The 16,316-nt window shown below is 73.1% G+C and carries 16 protein-coding genes; 9 read left to right on the top strand and 7 right to left on the bottom strand.

The window, feature by feature from the left end; all coding sequences use genetic code 11:
* The first annotated feature begins 189 nt into the window (after window positions 1–189).
* On the top strand, window positions 190–654 hold the full coding sequence (locus ABZS58_RS41495; RefSeq protein WP_354789336.1) for a hypothetical protein: 465 nt from the start codon (window positions 190–192) through the stop codon (window positions 652–654).
* 2 nt (window positions 655–656) lie between these two features.
* Here ABZS58_RS41495 and ABZS58_RS41490 read toward each other — a convergent pair whose 3' ends face one another.
* Entirely contained in the window at window positions 657–1,151 is a 495-nt protein-coding gene (locus tag ABZS58_RS41490) for a hypothetical protein (protein ID WP_354789334.1), read from the bottom strand.
* An 888-nt stretch (window positions 1,152–2,039) separates the two neighbouring features.
* Window positions 2,040–3,473, bottom strand: a complete 1,434-nt coding sequence (locus tag ABZS58_RS41485; protein WP_354789332.1) for an oligopeptide:H+ symporter — start codon at window positions 3,471–3,473, stop codon at window positions 2,040–2,042.
* Between the two features lie 88 nt (window positions 3,474–3,561).
* On the opposite strand from ABZS58_RS41485, the gene ABZS58_RS41480 reads away from it, so the two are divergent.
* Window positions 3,562–4,116 (top strand): MOSC domain-containing protein, encoded by a 555-nt coding sequence (locus ABZS58_RS41480; protein ID WP_354789330.1) that lies wholly within the window; start codon window positions 3,562–3,564, stop codon window positions 4,114–4,116.
* A 116-nt stretch (window positions 4,117–4,232) separates the two neighbouring features.
* Here ABZS58_RS41480 and ABZS58_RS41475 read toward each other — a convergent pair whose 3' ends face one another.
* Entirely contained in the window at window positions 4,233–4,577 is a 345-nt protein-coding gene (locus ABZS58_RS41475; RefSeq protein WP_354789329.1) for an L-rhamnose mutarotase, read from the bottom strand.
* The gene (locus tag ABZS58_RS41470; RefSeq protein ID WP_354789327.1) at window positions 4,574–6,691 is read right to left on the bottom strand and encodes an alpha-L-fucosidase; all 2,118 of its coding nucleotides are present in this window, start codon (window positions 6,689–6,691) and stop codon (window positions 4,574–4,576) included. The genes ABZS58_RS41475 and ABZS58_RS41470 overlap by 4 nt, the downstream gene beginning before the upstream one ends.
* 196 nt (window positions 6,692–6,887) lie before the next feature.
* Between ABZS58_RS41470 and ABZS58_RS41465 the strand changes: the two genes are divergently transcribed.
* On the top strand, window positions 6,888–8,207 hold the full coding sequence (locus tag ABZS58_RS41465) for a hypothetical protein (protein WP_354789325.1): 1,320 nt from the start codon (window positions 6,888–6,890) through the stop codon (window positions 8,205–8,207).
* Window positions 8,208–8,211: 4 nt separating this feature from the next.
* Here ABZS58_RS41465 and ABZS58_RS41460 read toward each other — a convergent pair whose 3' ends face one another.
* Together ABZS58_RS41460 and ABZS58_RS41455 are read right to left on the bottom strand one after the other, a co-directional pair.
* Window positions 8,212–8,904 (bottom strand): DUF4232 domain-containing protein, encoded by a 693-nt coding sequence (locus tag ABZS58_RS41460; protein WP_354789323.1) that lies wholly within the window; start codon window positions 8,902–8,904, stop codon window positions 8,212–8,214.
* A 75-nt stretch (window positions 8,905–8,979) separates the two neighbouring features.
* The gene (locus ABZS58_RS41455) at window positions 8,980–9,162 is read right to left on the bottom strand and encodes a hypothetical protein (protein ID WP_354789322.1); all 183 of its coding nucleotides are present in this window, start codon (window positions 9,160–9,162) and stop codon (window positions 8,980–8,982) included.
* 72 nt (window positions 9,163–9,234) lie between these two features.
* Between ABZS58_RS41455 and ABZS58_RS41450 the strand changes: the two genes are divergently transcribed.
* Both ABZS58_RS41450 and ABZS58_RS41445 read left to right on the top strand, forming a co-directional pair.
* Window positions 9,235–9,552: a hypothetical protein gene (locus ABZS58_RS41450; RefSeq protein ID WP_354789321.1), complete on the top strand. Its 318-nt coding sequence runs from the start codon at window positions 9,235–9,237 to the stop codon at window positions 9,550–9,552.
* Window positions 9,549–10,427 carry a fructosamine kinase family protein gene (locus tag ABZS58_RS41445; RefSeq protein WP_354789320.1) on the top strand — a complete coding sequence of 293 codons (879 nt, stop codon included), beginning with the start codon at window positions 9,549–9,551 and terminating at the stop codon, window positions 10,425–10,427. The genes ABZS58_RS41450 and ABZS58_RS41445 overlap by 4 nt, the downstream gene beginning before the upstream one ends.
* 161 nt (window positions 10,428–10,588) lie before the next feature.
* Here ABZS58_RS41445 and ABZS58_RS41440 read toward each other — a convergent pair whose 3' ends face one another.
* Window positions 10,589–11,482: a DUF4437 domain-containing protein gene (locus ABZS58_RS41440; protein WP_354789318.1), complete on the bottom strand. Its 894-nt coding sequence runs from the start codon at window positions 11,480–11,482 to the stop codon at window positions 10,589–10,591.
* 84 nt (window positions 11,483–11,566) lie between these two features.
* On the opposite strand from ABZS58_RS41440, the gene ABZS58_RS41435 reads away from it, so the two are divergent.
* The 4 genes from ABZS58_RS41435 (at window position 11,567) to ABZS58_RS41420 (ending at window position 16,306) form a co-directional block, all read left to right on the top strand.
* Window positions 11,567–12,124 (top strand): TetR-like C-terminal domain-containing protein, encoded by a 558-nt coding sequence (locus ABZS58_RS41435; RefSeq protein ID WP_354789316.1) that lies wholly within the window; start codon window positions 11,567–11,569, stop codon window positions 12,122–12,124.
* Window positions 12,121–12,864 carry an arylmalonate decarboxylase gene (locus tag ABZS58_RS41430; RefSeq protein WP_354789314.1) on the top strand — a complete coding sequence of 248 codons (744 nt, stop codon included), beginning with the start codon at window positions 12,121–12,123 and terminating at the stop codon, window positions 12,862–12,864. The genes ABZS58_RS41435 and ABZS58_RS41430 overlap by 4 nt, the downstream gene beginning before the upstream one ends.
* 96 nt (window positions 12,865–12,960) lie before the next feature.
* Entirely contained in the window at window positions 12,961–14,634 is a 1,674-nt protein-coding gene (locus tag ABZS58_RS41425; RefSeq protein ID WP_354789312.1) for an ABC transporter ATP-binding protein, read from the top strand.
* Entirely contained in the window at window positions 14,627–16,306 is a 1,680-nt protein-coding gene (locus ABZS58_RS41420) for an ABC transporter ATP-binding protein (protein WP_354789310.1), read from the top strand. The genes ABZS58_RS41425 and ABZS58_RS41420 overlap by 8 nt, the downstream gene beginning before the upstream one ends.
* The last annotated feature ends 10 nt before the right edge of the window (window positions 16,307–16,316 follow it).

Raw genomic sequence — 16,316 nt, 5'->3', positions numbered from 1 at the left:
ACCGACCTGGACACGAGGACAGCCGGACAGCGGGATTCTGCCAACACCTGGCACCGAGGACAACCGCATCGGCCGGCCGGCCCGCAGTGCAGGCCTGTCGCGCCGCGTGGGACGCCCCACGGCGTGTGACGGTCGCGTGTGCGGACCGACACGCTGTGCATCGATGAGGGCGTGCCGGATGATCAGGGTATGGCGACACGGTCCCGGGCGACGAAGGTCGCCGCTGCGATGCTCATCCTGCCCCTGCTGCTCGGCTGCGGCTGCTGCGAGGGGCCTGCCGTGGTCCTGGACTCGATCCTCGGCGGGGACCGGGACACGTTCACGGATCAGGATGTGATCGGTGACTGGTCCAGCGACTGCGGTGGCTCGGTCAGCATCCGCGGCGACGGCACCGCCACCGTCAAGGATCTGCCGATCCGCGAGGAGCACGTCAAGGGCGCCGTCGACGACGTCGAGGTGAAGACGGGCGGCGAGTTCACGTGGAAGATCTTCGCCGCGACCGCGGACACCGACCAGGAGGTCCGGTTCCAGCCGAAGGAGCGCGGCGGGGAGGAGTTCAGCGCCCACGCGGAACGCACCTGGGGCGGCTTCGAGCATCTCGAGTACTACAAGAACACGCCGAGCGATCCGGTCTACTGCGTCCTCAGCAGGTAGCTTCAGGCGGGCTGGTCGTCGCCGGGGATGTCGGTGATGAAGCCGACCTGCGGCGGGGCCTGGTCGCGGCACGCGGCGGGCAGCACCGGCTCGGAGGTCGTGCCGCCGGCGAGACCGACGCGGAACGTGCCCGGGGCGCCGGTGCAGGACGTCGCGGTGTACGTGATGTGGGTGCTGTCCGGTGCCCACGTGGGTGCGGTCGCGGTGCGGTCGCTGACCTGGTGCTTGCCGGCGCCGTTGGCGCGCATGACCCAGACGGTGTTGTTGTGCACCCACGTGATGCGCTTGCCGTCGGGGGAGAGGCTCGGCTCGGCGTTGACCCGGTCCTCGGTGAGGCGCACCTCGCGGCCGGCGGTGCTGGTGTAGATGACGCCGGCGCGGGCGTAGACCTCGGTGCCGGCCGTGGCGGAGGCGTGGGCGGCGGTCCCGCAGAGAAGGCCGCCGAAGGTGGCGAAGCCGGCGAGCGCGAGCGCCTTGGTGATCGTGGTGCGGTTCATCCTTGCCCCCTGTGGTCCGTCGCTTCCGTGTGACGCTGGGACCATCGGCGCAACCGGCCGGCACCTGAACGATTCCCGCCGGCAACCTGGGTCAGGAGCAGCGGTGCCACCGACGACGGCGACGTCCTGCGACCCGGTGCCGACCTGCACCGTCCACAGTGGGCGCGGGCCCGCCGGCTCGGGCCGCTGTCCGGGACCGCAGGCGGTCACCGCGAGGACCGGTCCGAGCATGCCGACGACAGACCAGCGCATGGCGGCCACGCTATCGACCCGGGGCGATGCCCGCGGCCCGGCTCCGGCGGTAGCCCGCAAAGACGCGGACGGGATCCGCACCCCTCGATGCGGATCCCGCTTCTCGCGCGCGGCGCCGTTTGCATGCGACGCCCGGGCGGGTCGTACACCTCTGTGCCGGTCTTGGACTGTTTGACCCCCGGTGTAACCGCCCCGCCTGGCAGGGCGCTACCCAGCCGGAGCCGGCATCGAACAAAATTCGTCCGGTGTCCGATTTCGCGGAATCAGTACAGACGGGGAGGTAGCGGCGGACGGAGGTCGCGACGATGACCACGGCCGTGCCGGGCGCCCCGTAGCGGCGCAGGGCCGGCTGGTCCAGGGCGGCGGTGCGGCCGGACACGGTCACCAGCTCGGTGAGCAGCACCGCGACCGGGGTGTCGGACACGACGACCTGCCCGTCCGCCGGGAGGCCGGCGTCCGCGGCCAGGAACGCGGTGGGGCCGAAGACGCCGGCGGTCAGCTCCACCTGGACGCCGGCGGGTGACCGGCGACGGCCGCACGTCAGGCGTCGGCACCGGGTCGGGCCCGCCGCCGGTGCACGCGCCGGCCAGCAGGACGATCGCGAGCGCCGCCGCCGGCCGCATCGATGGCCTCCTGTCAGTGCACGCCGTCCATCATGCGCCGGATCGCGGGGACGAGCGCAGCGAGCAGCCCACCGAAGAGCAGGGCCGCGCCGCCGAGCGCGCCGAAGTACCACGGCTCCGAGTCCACGTCGTAGTAGCGGGCGAGGACTCCGGACATCGCCGTTCCGAGCGCCACGGACAGGAAGAACAGCGCGACCGTCTGGGTGCGGAACGCCACCGGCGCGACCTTCGTGGCGAGGGAGAGCCCGACCGGCGACAGCAGCAGCTCGGCGATCGTGAAGACCAGCAGGATCCCGGCGAGCGCGAGCAGCGGCGCGCTGCCGGGCCCGCCGCCGGCGAGCGGCAGGAACGCCAGGAACGCGAGGCCCATGACGGCGGTCCCGGCGGCGAACTTCGCCGGCGTCGACGGCTGCCGGTCGCCGAGCCGGGTCCAGAGGGCGGCGAACGCGCCGGACAGGACGATGACGAAGACGGGGTTGATCGACTGCACCCACGAGACGGGCATCTCCCAGCCGAGGATCGTGCGGTCCAGCCGCTGGTCGGAGTAGATCGTCACGACGGTGAACTGCTGCTGGTACAGCGACCAGAACACCGCGCTGGCCAGGAACATCGGGATGAACCCGATCATGCGGCGGCGCTCGACCGGGGCGACCGCGCGGCTGGACAGGATGACCACGAAGTACGCGGCGGCCGCGGCGGCGCTGACGACCACGACGGCCGTCGCGAGTCGGGACGCCGGCAGCAGGAACGCGATCGCCCCGATCGCCGCGGCGGTGAGGATCCCGGCGGCGGCGACCAGCGGACGCCTCGCGGCCGGGAGCGGGTTGGGCACCTCGCGGGCGGCGCCCGTCAGGTTCCGCCGGCCGATGGTGTACTGGCCGAGCCCGACCGCCATGCCGGCGGCCGCGAGCGCGAAGCCGTAGTGGAAGCCCGCCGTCTTCTGCAGCAGGCCGGTGAGCAGCGGCCCGGCCAGCGCACCGAGGTTGATGCCGAGGTAGAACAGCGAGAACCCGGCGTCGCGGCGCGGGTCGTCCTCCGCGTAGAGCATGCCGACGAGCGAGGTGGCGTTGGCCTTCACGCCGCCGCTGCCGACGGCGACGAGCACGAGGCCCACGGCGACACCCGCCAGGCCGGGGACCGCGGCGAGCGCGATGTGGCCCGCCATGACGAGCACGGCGCTGCCGAAGAGCACCCGTTCGGCGCCGAACAGCCGGTCGGCCGTCCACGCGCCGAGGATCGTGGACAGGTAGACCGCACCGCCGTACGCGCCGACGATGCTCGTGGCGGTGGCCTCGTCGATCCCGAGCCCGCCCTCCGAGGCCCCGTAGTAGAGGTAGATCAGCAGGATGCCCTGCATGCCGTAGAACGAGAAGCGTTCCCACACCTCGACGCCGAACAGGTTGGCCAGGACCCGCGGCTGCCCGAAGAAGGTGCGCTCCTCGCTCATACCGCGGGCCCTACCCCCGGCCACCCGGGTCCAATCGGCCCCGCGCCAACTTCCGCATCGACAGCGATAACTTTGTGAGACTGGAGGTATGACAGGGACGACGCAACCGGTGGTCGTGGCGGTCTCCCGCGACGACCAGCACCGCTTCAGCAAGGCCTCGACCGGGGAGATCACCCTGCTGGAGGGCCTCGGCGTCGAGGGCGACGCCCACGCGGGCGTCACCGTGCAGCACCGCTCCCGCGTCGCCGCCGACCCGACCCAGCCCAACCTGCGGCAGGTCCACCTGATCGCCGCCGAGCTCCACGACGAGCTGCGGGAGCAGGGCTTCACCGTCGCCGCCGGCCAGCTGGGCGAGAACATCACCACCCGCGGCGTCGACGTCCTGGCCCTCCCGCGCGGCACGGTCCTGCGGATCGGCCCGCACGCCGTCATCGAGGTCACCGGCCTGCGCAACCCCTGCACCCAGATCAACGACTTCCGTCCCGGCCTGCTCAAAGCCGTCGTCGGCAAGGACGACCAGGGCCACCTGATCCGCAAGGCGGGCATCATGGCCGTCGTCCTGCACGGCGGCCCGGTCGCCCCGGGCGACGCCATCCAGGTCTCGCTGCCGCCACCCCCGTACCACCCACTCGACCGCGTCTGAGCGTGCCCCTGCCTACGGGCGTCCGCAGCGGCATCGTACCGGCGCCCCGATCCGTTGCGGCCGACTCCGGAAGCGGTGACGTCGTGCTGTGTGAGATCTGGGGCCGGCTGATGTGGCTACGGTGGCGCAGGAACCTGGCGAGGGAGCTCCCAGGCGACCGGCAGGCCGGCGTCGCCGTCGGTGTAGTCGTGGGTGACGGCGAGGAGTTCGGCCATGCGGGCCTGCCAGGCGATGTTGACCGGCAGATCGGCGAGTTCGGCGAGCAGCCGGGGGTAGTCGTCGCAGTCGATGACGTGGAAGAGGTCCAGGCCGGAACGCCAGATCGTCCACTGGTGCGCGCCGGCGCGGCGGATCGCCAGGACCAGCTCGGCGGGGACCTCCTCGTGCGCCTGCTCGTAGGCGGTCTCGGCGCCCGGACGGAGCCGGGTGTGCAGGGCGATGCGCATCGGGCGGCCGTTCACGCGGTGACGTCGAAGCGGTCGACGAGCATGTACGTGCCCGAACGTTTTACGCCGCGCAGGGTGTGGGTGCCCGGCGGGAGGCCGCGGGCGCTCCAGATGACCTGCTGGGTCAGGCGTGGCCCGCTGGAGGTGTCGACCGTTGCCTGCAGTGCGCCGTCGAGGTACACGTCGACGAGACCCTGGTCGCTGTTGCGTTCGGCGAGGTAGTCGATGCCGGTGCCGGTGAAGGTGTAGCTGAACGAGGCGCCGTCGGTCGTCGTGTACGAGACGTCGTCGTTGAAGTCGCCGAGCCCACGGCCGGTGCTCGTGGACCAGCCGGCGGTGTAGGTGGCGACGGTGTCGTTGCGGCGGACGGTGGTCCCCGCGGCCGGGGAGAGCTGCGTGCGGGGCACGACCTGCGCCGGTGTGTTCGGGCTCGACCAGATGAGTTTCATGTACGCCTCGCCGCCGCGTTCCGTGTGTTCGAGGCGGATGTCGTACCGGCGGCCGGCGACGAGCGTGATGCCGCCCTGGTCGACCGCCGGGCCGTGCGGGGTGGTGTTGTCCACGAGCAGTTCGCCGCCGACCCAGAGGCGCACGGTGTCGTCGGAGACGGCGGTGAACGTGTACCGCTCGGAATACCGCGGCTCGATCGAGCCGGTCCAGCGCCCGGCGAAGTTGTCGGTGCCGATGGACGCGGCCGGTGACCCGCCGGACCGCCAGGCGTAGTTCACCGTCGGGTCGGTGCGGGTGACGAGCGGCGCGCCGCTGAAGGTCGTGTTGTTCCAGAACTCGGCCTTGAGGCCTGTTCCGGTGCCGGCCGCAGTCGGGGCCGGCGCGGCGATGTCCGCCTCGATGACGGTGGCGATGCTGTTGGTGGGGCTGCCGCTCGGGAGCAGGTCGAAGCCGTCGCCGGCCGCGCGGACCGTGACCGGCGAGGCGCTGCCGAGCACGCGGGCGCCCGTGATGGTGAAGGGTGAGCGCTGCCGCAGATGCAGGGTGCCGGCCCAGGCGTTGACGGTCAGGTACAGCTTGCCGCCGCTGCGGCTGACCCGTCCCCAGGCGGGCTGCTCGACGAGCCCGGTGTAGCCGGCGCCGTGCACGGCCTTGCTGTTCGTCGCCATCCACGTGCCCACGCCGCGCAGCGCGTCGGCCTGCCCGGCGGTGACAGCGCCGGTGTCCGTCGGGCCGATGTTGAGCAACAGGTTCGCGCTGGTGCTCGTCAGTGTCGTCAGGTTCCGCACGAGGGTGGCCGGCGACTTGAACGTCGTGTCCCAGGCCGCGTAGCCCCACGTGTTGTTGATGGTCATGCACGATTCCTGCAGCTGCGCCGACGGGGCGGCTGAGGCGAGCTCCTGCTCCGGGGTGCCGTAGTCGCCGTCGACGGCGCGGCGCTTGCCGACCCGGTTGTTGATGACGACCTGCGGCGAGATGCCCCGCACGTAGCGCTCCAGGTCCTCGCCGTCCTGCGGGGACCACGGGTTGGTGGGGTTGGTCTCGGTCCATTCGCCGTCGAACCACAGCAGCGCCGGGTCATAGGCGGTGACGAGCTCCTGGAGCTGGGCCTTCATCGTGGTCACGTAGCGGGGGAAGTTCGCGGTGAAGTCCGGGTTGTGCCAGTCCCAGATCGAGTAGTAGAGGCCGAGCTTGATGCCCTGCGCGGTGGCGGCGGTCTTCAGCTCGCGCAGCAGATCCCGGCCGGGGTCGAGGCTCGAATGGTTCCGCAGGTTCCAGGCGTTGGTGGCGGTGGGCCACATCGCGTAACCGTCATGGTGTTTGCTGGTGATGACGATGTACTTCTGGCCCGCCTGCTTGGCGAGCTGCACGATCGCGTTGGCGTCGAAGGCGGCGGGGTTGAACGCGGCGGCCTTCGCCTCGTAGTCGCTCCACGGGATGTCGCACTCGCGTTTGATCCATTCCGCGCCACGGCACGAGCCGTACTGTCCTTTGTAGACCGCATACGGTCCGAAGTGGACGAACATGCCGAACCTCGCCTCGTCGAACCACCGCGTGCGCGGCGCGCTCAGCGCGTCGTCGGCGACGAGGTTGTCCCCGGGGGCGGCGGCGGCCGGCGCGACCGGCACCAGCACCCCCGCGGCCATGACGAGCAATGGGATCAGTGCCCTCAACCGCATCGTGCCACCTCCTGACGCATCGACAGCGACCAACGAGTGTCGTCGAGTTAACATGGGATGTATCCATCGTGTCAAGGACTTCTCGGTGCCGATATGCACGGTCGTCCAGTTCAGTCATCCGATCTTTGTGCTACTCAGATCGGATGAGTACCCCAGCGGATAGTCGACCGGGCGCGGCGGCGCGACACTGGTCGGCATGGACGACGACGCCGCGAGGCGACGCGCGCGCATGGTCGCGCAGCTGGCCGCCACCTGGACGATCGGCGCGTTCGGCCTGCCCGCCGCGGCCGGCGTCGTCGCTCTCGCCGCATACACGGGCGGCTCCGGCGGGCCGATGGTCGCCGGGCCCCTGGCCGCCGGAGTCCTGGGGATCCTGCTGTGGCTCACCATCAGCGGCACCGCCACCGCGTCGGTGCTCGGCGGCACGATCCCCATGCGGGTGCTGTGGGTGCTGCTCGTGCTGGGCCCAGGCACCGTGCTGTGGGGGTTCGGGTGGGCGCTGACCGCCGGGTCCGTGTTCGGCATCGCCGGCGACGCCTGGCTCGTCCTGCTCTGCGGCGGTCTCCCGTTCGCCTTCGTCGCTGGTGTACTGCTCCGCGGCCGGCTCGCCCGCACCGCCGCGACCGGGACCGTGGTCGTGCTCACGGTGGCGGGATTCGTGGCCCTGGCAGCCTCCACGCCGACGGCGGCGCAGGAGCGGCTCGGGCAGGCCGGCCGCGAAACGCTGTACGTCGTGTCGATCCCCGGCTACCGCCCGATGGACACCTCGTACGGCGGGCACGTCGGCGCCGGCGGGTTCATCTCCGAGGTTCCCGAGGTGATCCCGCCGCAGCGCTGGATCACGATCGTCGCCTCCCCGCGCGGTGCCGCGGTCGACGAGCCCGGCCCGTGCGGCGAGACCGCGCGCGGCGCCGGTCTGGACGGCGCCGGGTGCACCGCCGAACCCGACGGCTGGATCTACCGCCGCGACGGCTCGGAGCACGGCTACCAGGTCACGTCCGGTGAGCTGCTGGTCGTGGTGGCCGGCCCGCACGCCGTGGACCGCCAGGTGCTGCGGGCCGCCGCCGCGACGGTGCACAGCGCGACCCCGGCGGAGCTGAGCGCGCTGAACGCCGTGGGGAAGGAGGGCATCCACATGGCCGACGTGCCCGGCTACATCGCGCACGTCCGGGGCGAGCCGCCCGGTGTGACCATGGAGCCGGCCAACGTGCCACCGCCGCAGAACCTGCTGATCGACCTGTCGACCGCCCTGACGGTGGACATGTGCGGCGGCGCGGACTGCACCACCGAGCCCGACGGGCTGGTCTACCGCCGCACCGACGGCAGACACGGCTACGTGGTGCGCCACGGCCGCGTCAACATCAGCGTCATGGGCGGCCTCGCCGTCGACAGGACCCTGCTGCGCCGGGCCGCCCTCGACGCCCGCCCGGCGACGGACGAGGAGATCCTGGGGTCCATGCCGCCGGTGCCGGAGCAGTCCTTCCTCGAGCGCCTGCGCGCCCGGCTGCGCGGCTGACGGCCTACAGGGTCACGCCCAGGGCGGTGACGCCGACCTTCCCCTGGCACGGCTGCAGCGGCACGGGACGCAGGATGATCGGCGCCCTGTCGCCCGGCACGCGGATCTCCGCCTCGTACGGATCGGCGAACCACGGCCCGGGGCAATCCTCGGCCTGCGCGACGATCTGATGGTTCCACAACACGTCGAACGCCACGTATTCCCCGGGTCGCACCACGTACAGCTGCGGCGGCCGCAGATCGACCCGGCTGACCTGCTGCTCGGGTCGCGCCCGCAGATCCGGCGCGCACGGGGACGCCACGAACGGGTTGTCGTCACAGAGCTGCGCCTTCCCGACCATCGTGAACTCGGCCCATCCGTTGAGCGTGCACGCACTGGAGGACCGGTTCGTCAGCGACACCAGTACATCGAACGCCCACGGCGCCGGCACCCTGTGCGACTCGTGGTTCGTGGCGCTCGCCCGCAGGTCCGTCGCCCGGCACACCCGCGTGGCCGGCGCGGTGGTGGCACCGGCACCGGCACCGGCACCGGCACCGGCACCGGCCCGCGCGCTCGGCGACCGCGGCACCGGGGCGGAGGCCGTGACGGCAGGCGGCGCCGAGGTGTCACGCGCCGGGGCCACGACAGGCGGGTGCGACGTGTCGCAGGCGGCGAGCCCCACGACGGTCAGCGCCAGCAGCATGTGCCGAACCCTCATGGCGCGCACGCTAGTCCGCCGGACGCGTCACCGAGCGCCCCGGCGGGATCCGTTCACGAGCCTTTCGTCCGGCCGTCAACCAGTGAGGAAGGCGACCGCCCGGTCGAGGACGTCCGCGGTGTCGATGAACCACAGGGCGTCGGTGCCGGGGACGGTCCGCAGGTGGGCGTCCGGCAGGTGGGTGGCGAGGTAGCGGGCGTGGCCGACGTCGACGTTGAGGCAGTTGCGGCGGTGCGGCACGAGCGTCGGGGCGGTCACGGCGGCGAGGCGGTCACGCAGGTCGGTGCCGGTGGCGACGGTCCGGATGGCGGTCGCGGTAGCCTCTCCGCCATGACGAGACGGCCGAAGGCGCCCTCCTCGGCCCGGCTCCAGGGGATGCTGGTCACCGCGGCCGAGGTCCTCATCATCGACGCCGGCCCGGTCGGTCTCGGCGTTGCCGGCGTTGCCCGGATCGTGGTGACCGGCGCGGACATCGCCGCCCTGCTCGCGGCGCCGCTGTCACCGGTCCACCTCGACGGCGCCGCGGCCCTCTTCGCCTGCCGCGGCTGGACCGGGCCGCCGCGTGCCGAGGTCCCGGAAGCGTTGCGCTCCCAGCTGGCGGCCCGGTGCGAAGCCGACGTGAGCGCCGTGATCGGCGGGACGCGGTGACGGCGTTGCTGCTGGACGGCCTGCGCCGGGCCGGGATGCGTGACGTTGTCGCGGTGGAGCCGGTCGTGGGCGGCCTCGCCGCGCTCGCGGGCATAGCGACCCGCCGGGACGCGCCACCGGTGTTCGTCAAGGCATTCGACGATGCGCCCGGCGGCGACGTCTTCGTCGCGGAGGCCGACGGGCTGGCGGCGCTGCGCGACCACGGTGGCGGCGTGGCGACGCCCGACGTGATCCTGGCGGGCCGGGACCTGCTCGTGCTGTCGGTGCTGCGGCCGAGGCCCGGCGACGAGCAGTTCTGGGAGCAGGTCGCACACAGCATGGCCCGCCTGCACATGGGCACGACGCACCCGCGGTTCGGCTGGCACCGGGACAACTGGCTGGGGCGGCGCCGGCAGGTCAACACCTGGGAGGACGACGGGTATGCGTTCTTCACGCGGCACCGGCTGCTGCGGTGGCTCACCGAGCCGCGCGTCGAGGCGGCACTCGACCCGGGCGACCGGGCGGCGTTGGAGCGGTTGTGCGACCGGCTGCCCGACCTCCTGCCGGCCAGGCCGGCCTGCCTGACGCACGGCGACTTCTGGGCGCCGAACGTCATGTCCACAACGGACGGCCGTCCCGCGCTGATCGACCCGGCCGTGTCCTACACGTGGGCCGAGGTCGACCTCGCCCATGTGTGGTCCGCCTCGCCGCCGCCCGAGGCGCGGCGGTTCTTCGCGGTCTACGCGGAGCTGACCTCACTCGACACCGGCTGGCGGGACCGCATGCCGATCATCCAGCTGCGGCAGCACCTCGCCGTGGTGGCGCAGCTCGACCACGACTGGGGTGCGGCGGACCTGATCCGCGCCACCCTCAAGCCGTTCCGCAAGCGCGGCTGACCACATCCGGACCACATCCCGGCCGCATCCGTGGAGGCGATCACCGGCCGCCCGGCACGCGCCGTCGCCGCCTTCGTCCGTGACCACGCCCCGCCTTCACCCCGGCGCGGCGTCCGCCGGTCAGACCCGGGACCGTTCCACCACAGGGCGGGACCGCCTGATCACTGGTAGGTGGGGTCACTCCAGCGGCCGACGCTGCGGGAGCGGACCGGCTCGATGAAGCGCGGCGCGGCGCTGTGCGGATATCCGGTGCCCCAGTTGGTGGCGTCGCCGTGCATCTGGACGCGGGCGTTGTCGGTGTACCAGTCGACGAGGTCCGCGTCGGAGCGCACGATCCACGTGCAGCCGGTCGCGGCGTCGGCGGTGAAGTCGCCGTGCCGGATGAGCGGCGGGCGCCAGAAGTAGGTGCCGGGCCACATCTTGCCGAAGTTGTAGTCGAAGCCGCCGTCGAGGCAGTACGCCTCCTCGGAGCACGGGTGGTGCGCCAGGGGCACCTCCCGCCAGCCGGGCTTGGCCTTGATGAGCCGGGTGTAGAAGCCCGTCTTCACGTCGCGGTGCAGCAGCTTGATGAACAGGCCCGGCACCGGCGTGCCACCGAGGTCGAAGCGCATCGGGCTGCCGTCCTTGACGTCGATCCACGGCATCGCGGCGCTGTCGAGCACGACGAGCCGCTGGTCGGGGCGCACCGCGTCGCGGTCCTGGTCCGCGGGCTCGAAGGTCCAGTCGCCGTGCTCGCGGAACAGCAGGATCTCGGTGCCCGCCGTGGCGGTGACCGGTGGGGTCCAGACGCCGGCGGGCGCGGTCCAGTAGCCCTCCGGGCCGAGCGTGACGTCGCCGATGACCACCCGGCCGGACAGCACGAACCACTCCGTGTCGGCATCGTGCACCCCGGCGGGCCGCGACCAGTCGCCGGTGAACCGGACCTTCAGCGACGCCGACCCGTCCTCCTCGTCGTAGCTGAGGTTGCGCTGCTCGGCGGCACCGGCGGCGTGCTGGAACTCCGCGACGTGCCGGATCAGGTCACGCTCGTCGACGATCTCCACGTGCGGGCGCATGGCGGCCTCCAGGGTCAGGGCTGAGTTTCCGGTGCGGAATGTATCGCTAAACAGTTTCGCGTACAAGGTGTACCGTCAACGCTCGTGACCCGCCCCGGCCGGCCCGCCGGCCCCACCACCGACACCGAGACCCTCGTGCTCACCGCCGCCCTCCAGCTGCTGCTGGCCGAGGGCGCCGCCGCGCTGACCGCCCAGCGCCTGCACCAGGTCACCGGCGCGTCCCGCTCCACCATCTACCGGCACTGGCCGACGCCCGGCGCCGTGCTCGCCGCCCTCATCGACGTCGCCCCGATGCCGCCCGCCGCGCCGACCGGTGACCTGGCCCAGGACCTGCACGCCGCCGTCGACCAGCTGTGCGACCGGCTCCGCGACCGGCCCGTCGGCGCGTTCCTGCAGGCCCTGGTGGTCGCGGCGGCGAGCGACCCGTCCGCGGTGCGGCTGCGGCACCGGTATGTCAGCGACCTGCTCGCACCGTTCCACACCGTGCTGCGCGCCGCCGGCGTCGCCGCCACGGACCGGGAGGACGCCGTCGCGGCGATCGTGTCGCCGCTGCTGCTCGACGCGCTGCTGCTGGACCGGCCCGCGGCCCGCACCCGCGCGCACCGCATCGTCGACACCACCGCCGGGAGGTTGTTTCCGTGACCAACGCCGTCGGACCCCGGGCCGTCTTCGGGGTCATCGTGCCCAGCACCAACACCGTCGTCGAGCACGACTACTGGTCCGCACGGGTGCCCGGCGTCGCCTACCGCGCCGGGTCCATGTACATCCCGGACCCGGCGATGGCCGACGACGCCGGCTTTACCGCACTCCTCGGGCAGATCCGCGCGTCCATCGACACCGCCGTCCGCGACGTCCTCACCGCCGAGCCCGACCGCCTGGTGATGGGCATGTCCGCCGAGACCTTCTGGGGTGGCGTGGAGGGCAACGCCGCCTTCGAGCGGCGCCTGCACGCGCTGACCGGTCTGCCCGTCACGACCGGTGCGAGCGCCTGCCGGGCCGCCCTTCGTGAGCTGGGCTGCCGGCGGGTCGCGGTGTTCTCGCCGTACCAGCCGATCGCCGACCGCGAAGTCGGCCGGTTCTTCACCGAGGCCGGCTTCGAGGTCGCCGCCATCACCGGCCTGCGCTGCCCGACCGCGCTGGACATCGCCAAGGTCCCCGCCGACCGGCTCCGCGCCGTCGTCGCCGAGCTGGACGCCCCGGACATCGACGCGGTCGTGCAGGTCGGCACCAACCTGTCGTTCGTCGCGCTCGCCGACCGTCTCGAGGAGGAGCTCGGCAAGCCCGTAGTCGCCATCAACGCCGCCACGCTGTGGCACGCCCTGCGCTCCCACGGGCTCGACGACCGGGTCACCGGCGCCGGCCGCCTGCTGCGCGACCAGTGACCGGCGCCACCGCCGCGATCCGGGCCGGTGCCCTTCCCTCTCCAGCGGCCGTAGAGTAGGTTAGGCTGGCCTAACTCGGTTGATGGAGGGATGTCAGTGGCGCAGCGCGGGGCCTTGGGCCTGATGACCTGGGGGCTGCGCGAAACGGGCGGCAGGATGTTCGTCGCCTGGCTGTTCGGGCTGACGTACCAGAGCGGCCTCGTGCTCCTGCCGTGGTGCCTCGGCCGCGCGCTCGACGAGGGCATCACCGGACGCGACCGCGGGGCGCTGCTCGGCTGGGCCGGCGCCGTCCTCGGCGTCTCGGTGCTGCTGACGGCCGGTGAGCTCGGCATGCGCTGGTTCTCCGCGATCGGCGCCAGCCGCACCGGCAACCGGCTCATCGCCCGGCTCACGGCCGCCGTGCTGCGCCTGGACCGCGGCGCTGTCGGCCGGTTCGGCCACGGTGACCTCGTCACCCGCGGCACCCGCGACGCCGAGGCCGTGCACACCTGGCTGCGCAGCACACCGTCGCTGCTCAGCGGGGTGCTCGGCTTCTGCGGCGCGGTCGTCGTCGTCGCGCTGCTCGACCCGGCGCTCGCCGTCGTCGGTGTGGCGACCGTGCCGGTGCTGATCCTGGTCAACCTCTGGTACCCGCCGCGCTTCGAGCGGGCCGGCCGGCGGGTCTCCGAGGCCCACTCCACCCGCGCCGACGCCGTCGAGGACCTGCTGTCCGCCAGCACCGCCGTGCGCGGGCTCGGCGGCGAAAGGGTCCTCGTCGAGCGGCACCACGCGCGCAGCGCCGAGGTCACCAGCGAGACCGTCGCCCTGGCCCGCATCGCCGCAGGCTGGTCCGCGCACGCGCCGTTCGTGCCGGCCATCGCCAGCGCCGTCGGCCTGCTCGCCGGCGGCCTCGCCGTCCTCGACGGGCGGATCAGCGTCGGGACCCTCCTCACCTTCACCACCTGGATGGCGCTGCTCAGCCTGCAGGTCATCACGCTCACCGACCGCTTCGGCGTCATCGGCCTGGCCTGGACCGCCGGTCGGCGCATCGCCGAGGTGCTCGAGGCCGAACCGGCGATCAAGGAACCGGAAAAGGCCGTCCCGCTGCCGAGGACCGGCGAGCTCGCCACCGCCGGGCTCCGGGTCGAGCTGCCCGACCGGGCCCCGCTGCACCTGCCCGACCTGCGCGTGCGGCCCGGCGAGTTCGTGGTCCTGACCGGGCTCGTCGGCAGCGGCAAGACCACCCTGCTGCGGCTGCTCGCCCGCCTCGCCGACCCGGCCGGGGGCACCGTCACCTACGGCGGGGTCGACCTGCGCGACGCCGCCCTCGCCGACCTGCGCCGCACGATCACCATCGTCGGCCAGCGCCCCCAGCTGCTGTCCGGCACGATCCGGGAGAACCTCCTGCTCGGCATCGACGAGGACGCGGATCTGGACGGTGCGTGCCACGTCGCGGCCGTCGACGAGTTCGTCGGCAGCCTCCCCGACCGCTACGACACCCTCGTCGGCGAGCGCGGCAGCACCCTGTCCGGCGGGCAGGTCCAGCGCATCGCCGTCGCCCGCGCCCTGCTGCGGCGGGCACCCGTGCTGCTGCTCGACGACGTCACCTCCGCCGTCGACGCCGGCACCGAGACCGCGATCCTCGACCGGCTCCGCGACTGGGCGCCCGGCACCACCGTCGTCGCCGCGACGTCGCGGCCCGAGGTGATGGCCCGCGCCGACCGCCTGATCAGCCTCGACACCAGCCTCGACCCCCGTGAGGCCGTGACCGCCGGGAGCATCGGTGGCTGACGTCCCGCGGCTGTCCGACGAGCCGGACCAGCGCCGGGTCCTGCGCCGCGCGTGGCCCCACCTGCGCCCGCACCGCGTGACGCTCGGCGTGGCCGTCGCGGTGAACCTGCTGTCCACGCTCGCGTTCACGCTCGTGCCGGTCGCGATCGGCGGCGCCGTCGACGCGATCCTGGCCCGCGACCGGGACCGGCTGCTGTGGCTCGCCGGCGGCGTCATCGGGCTCGTCATCGCCCGGATGCTGCTGCTCCGGCTCGCCGAGGTCCTGCTGGTCCGCGCCGGCGAACGCGTCGTGCGGGACCTGCGCGACCTCGCGGTCGAGCGGCTCAGCACCGCGCCGCTGCGGTTCGTGGAGACGCACCGCGGCGGCGACCTGCTGCACCGCGTCACGGTCGAGATCGCCGACCTCGCCGCGTTCGTCCGCGGGCAGGTGCCGGACCTCATCTCGCTCACCGGCTACGTCGTGTTCAGCACCGTCGTGCTGCTCGTGTACTCGTGGCCCCTGGCGCTGCTGCTCGCGGCGCTGTTCGTGCCGATGATGTGGCTGCTCGGCCGCCGCTTCCGGGCCGCCGCCGAGCCCGCCTACGCCGCCGAGGCCGCCGCTCAGGCGACCGTGACCGCGACGTACCAGGAAAGCCTCGACGCGCGTGAGCAGCTGCAGATCGCCGGGGCGCAGGCCCGCTGGCGGGACCGGCTCGAGGACGACCTCACCGCGTTGCAGGCGACGGTGCGGCGCACCCAGCTGTCGCTGAGCTGGCTGGAGACCGCCTGGATCGTGCAGGGTGTCGTCACCGCCGTGCTGCTCGTCGCCGGCGGCTCCATGGTCGCCTCCGGCGCGCTCACCGTCGGCGCCGTCGTCGTGTTCGTCCTCGCCAGCCGGGAGCTCTTCGGGTCCGCCGACGAGCTCACCTACGTGATCGGCGAGATGGTCGAGTCGAAGGTCGGCCTCGCCCGGGTACTGGACCTGCTGCGGACCACCGGGAGGCCGGAGCGGGCCACGGCCGGGCCCGTGGCCGCGACGGGCAGCCTCGTCGCGCGGCGGATCAGCTACTCCTACGGCCCCGACCGTCAGGTGCTCCACGACGTCGACGTGCGCTTCGAGGCGGGGGAGCGGGTCGCGCTCGCCGGCGAGACCGGCTCCGGCAAGACGACGCTCGCGAAGCTCCTCGCCGGGCTGTACACGCCGGACAGCGGCACGGTCACCTACTGCGGCACCGACCTCGCCGACCTGCCGTCCGCCGAGCTGCGCCGCCGGGTCATCCTCGTGCCGCAGCAGGTGCACCTGATCACCGGCACCCTCGCCGACAACCTCGCGCTCGCGCCCGGCGGCCCGGGCCGCGCCGATTTCGAACGCGCGGTGCGGACCCTGGACCTGGACGGCTGGGTCGCCGCGCTGCCCGACGGCTTCGACACCGACCTCGGCCCGCGCGGCGCCCACCTGTCCGCCGGCGAGCGGCAGCTCGTCGGGCTGGTCCGCGCCGCGCTCGTCGAGCCCGACGTGGTCATCCTGGACGAGGCCACCGCCGACCTCGACCCCGTCACCGCGCACCGCCTCGAGACCGCCGTCGGCCACCTGCACGCCGACCGGACCCTGATCGTCATCGCCCACCGACAGGCCACCATCGACGCCTTCCCCAGGGTGATCCGGATGGCCGCCGGAGCGATCGTCCAATGAGGACCCACCC

Source organism: Dactylosporangium sp. NPDC005555 (assembly GCF_040605635.1).
In the GTDB taxonomy this organism is placed as follows: Bacteria; Actinomycetota; Actinomycetes; order Mycobacteriales; family Micromonosporaceae; genus Dactylosporangium.
This window is presented reverse-complemented; position numbering and strand designations above follow the sequence as displayed.

What these genes read in the sequence shown, in the direction of transcription:
- ABZS58_RS41495 (WP_354789336.1), top strand. Translation starts at nt 190, where the DNA reads ATGGCGACACGGTCCCGGGCGACGAAGGTCGCCGCTGCGATGCTCATC.
- ABZS58_RS41490 (WP_354789334.1), bottom strand. Translation starts at nt 1,151, where the DNA reads ATGAACCGCACCACGATCACCAAGGCGCTCGCGCTCGCCGGCTTCGCC.
- ABZS58_RS41485 (WP_354789332.1), bottom strand. Translation starts at nt 3,473, where the DNA reads ATGAGCGAGGAGCGCACCTTCTTCGGGCAGCCGCGGGTCCTGGCCAAC.
- ABZS58_RS41480 (WP_354789330.1), top strand. Translation starts at nt 3,562, where the DNA reads ATGACAGGGACGACGCAACCGGTGGTCGTGGCGGTCTCCCGCGACGAC.
- ABZS58_RS41470 (WP_354789327.1), bottom strand. Translation starts at nt 6,691, where the DNA reads ATGCGGTTGAGGGCACTGATCCCATTGCTCGTCATGGCCGCGGGGGTG.
- ABZS58_RS41465 (WP_354789325.1), top strand. Translation starts at nt 6,888, where the DNA reads ATGGACGACGACGCCGCGAGGCGACGCGCGCGCATGGTCGCGCAGCTG.
- ABZS58_RS41460 (WP_354789323.1), bottom strand. Translation starts at nt 8,904, where the DNA reads ATGAGGGTTCGGCACATGCTGCTGGCGCTGACCGTCGTGGGGCTCGCC.
- ABZS58_RS41450 (WP_354789321.1), top strand. Translation starts at nt 9,235, where the DNA reads ATGACGAGACGGCCGAAGGCGCCCTCCTCGGCCCGGCTCCAGGGGATG.
- ABZS58_RS41440 (WP_354789318.1), bottom strand. Translation starts at nt 11,482, where the DNA reads ATGCGCCCGCACGTGGAGATCGTCGACGAGCGTGACCTGATCCGGCAC.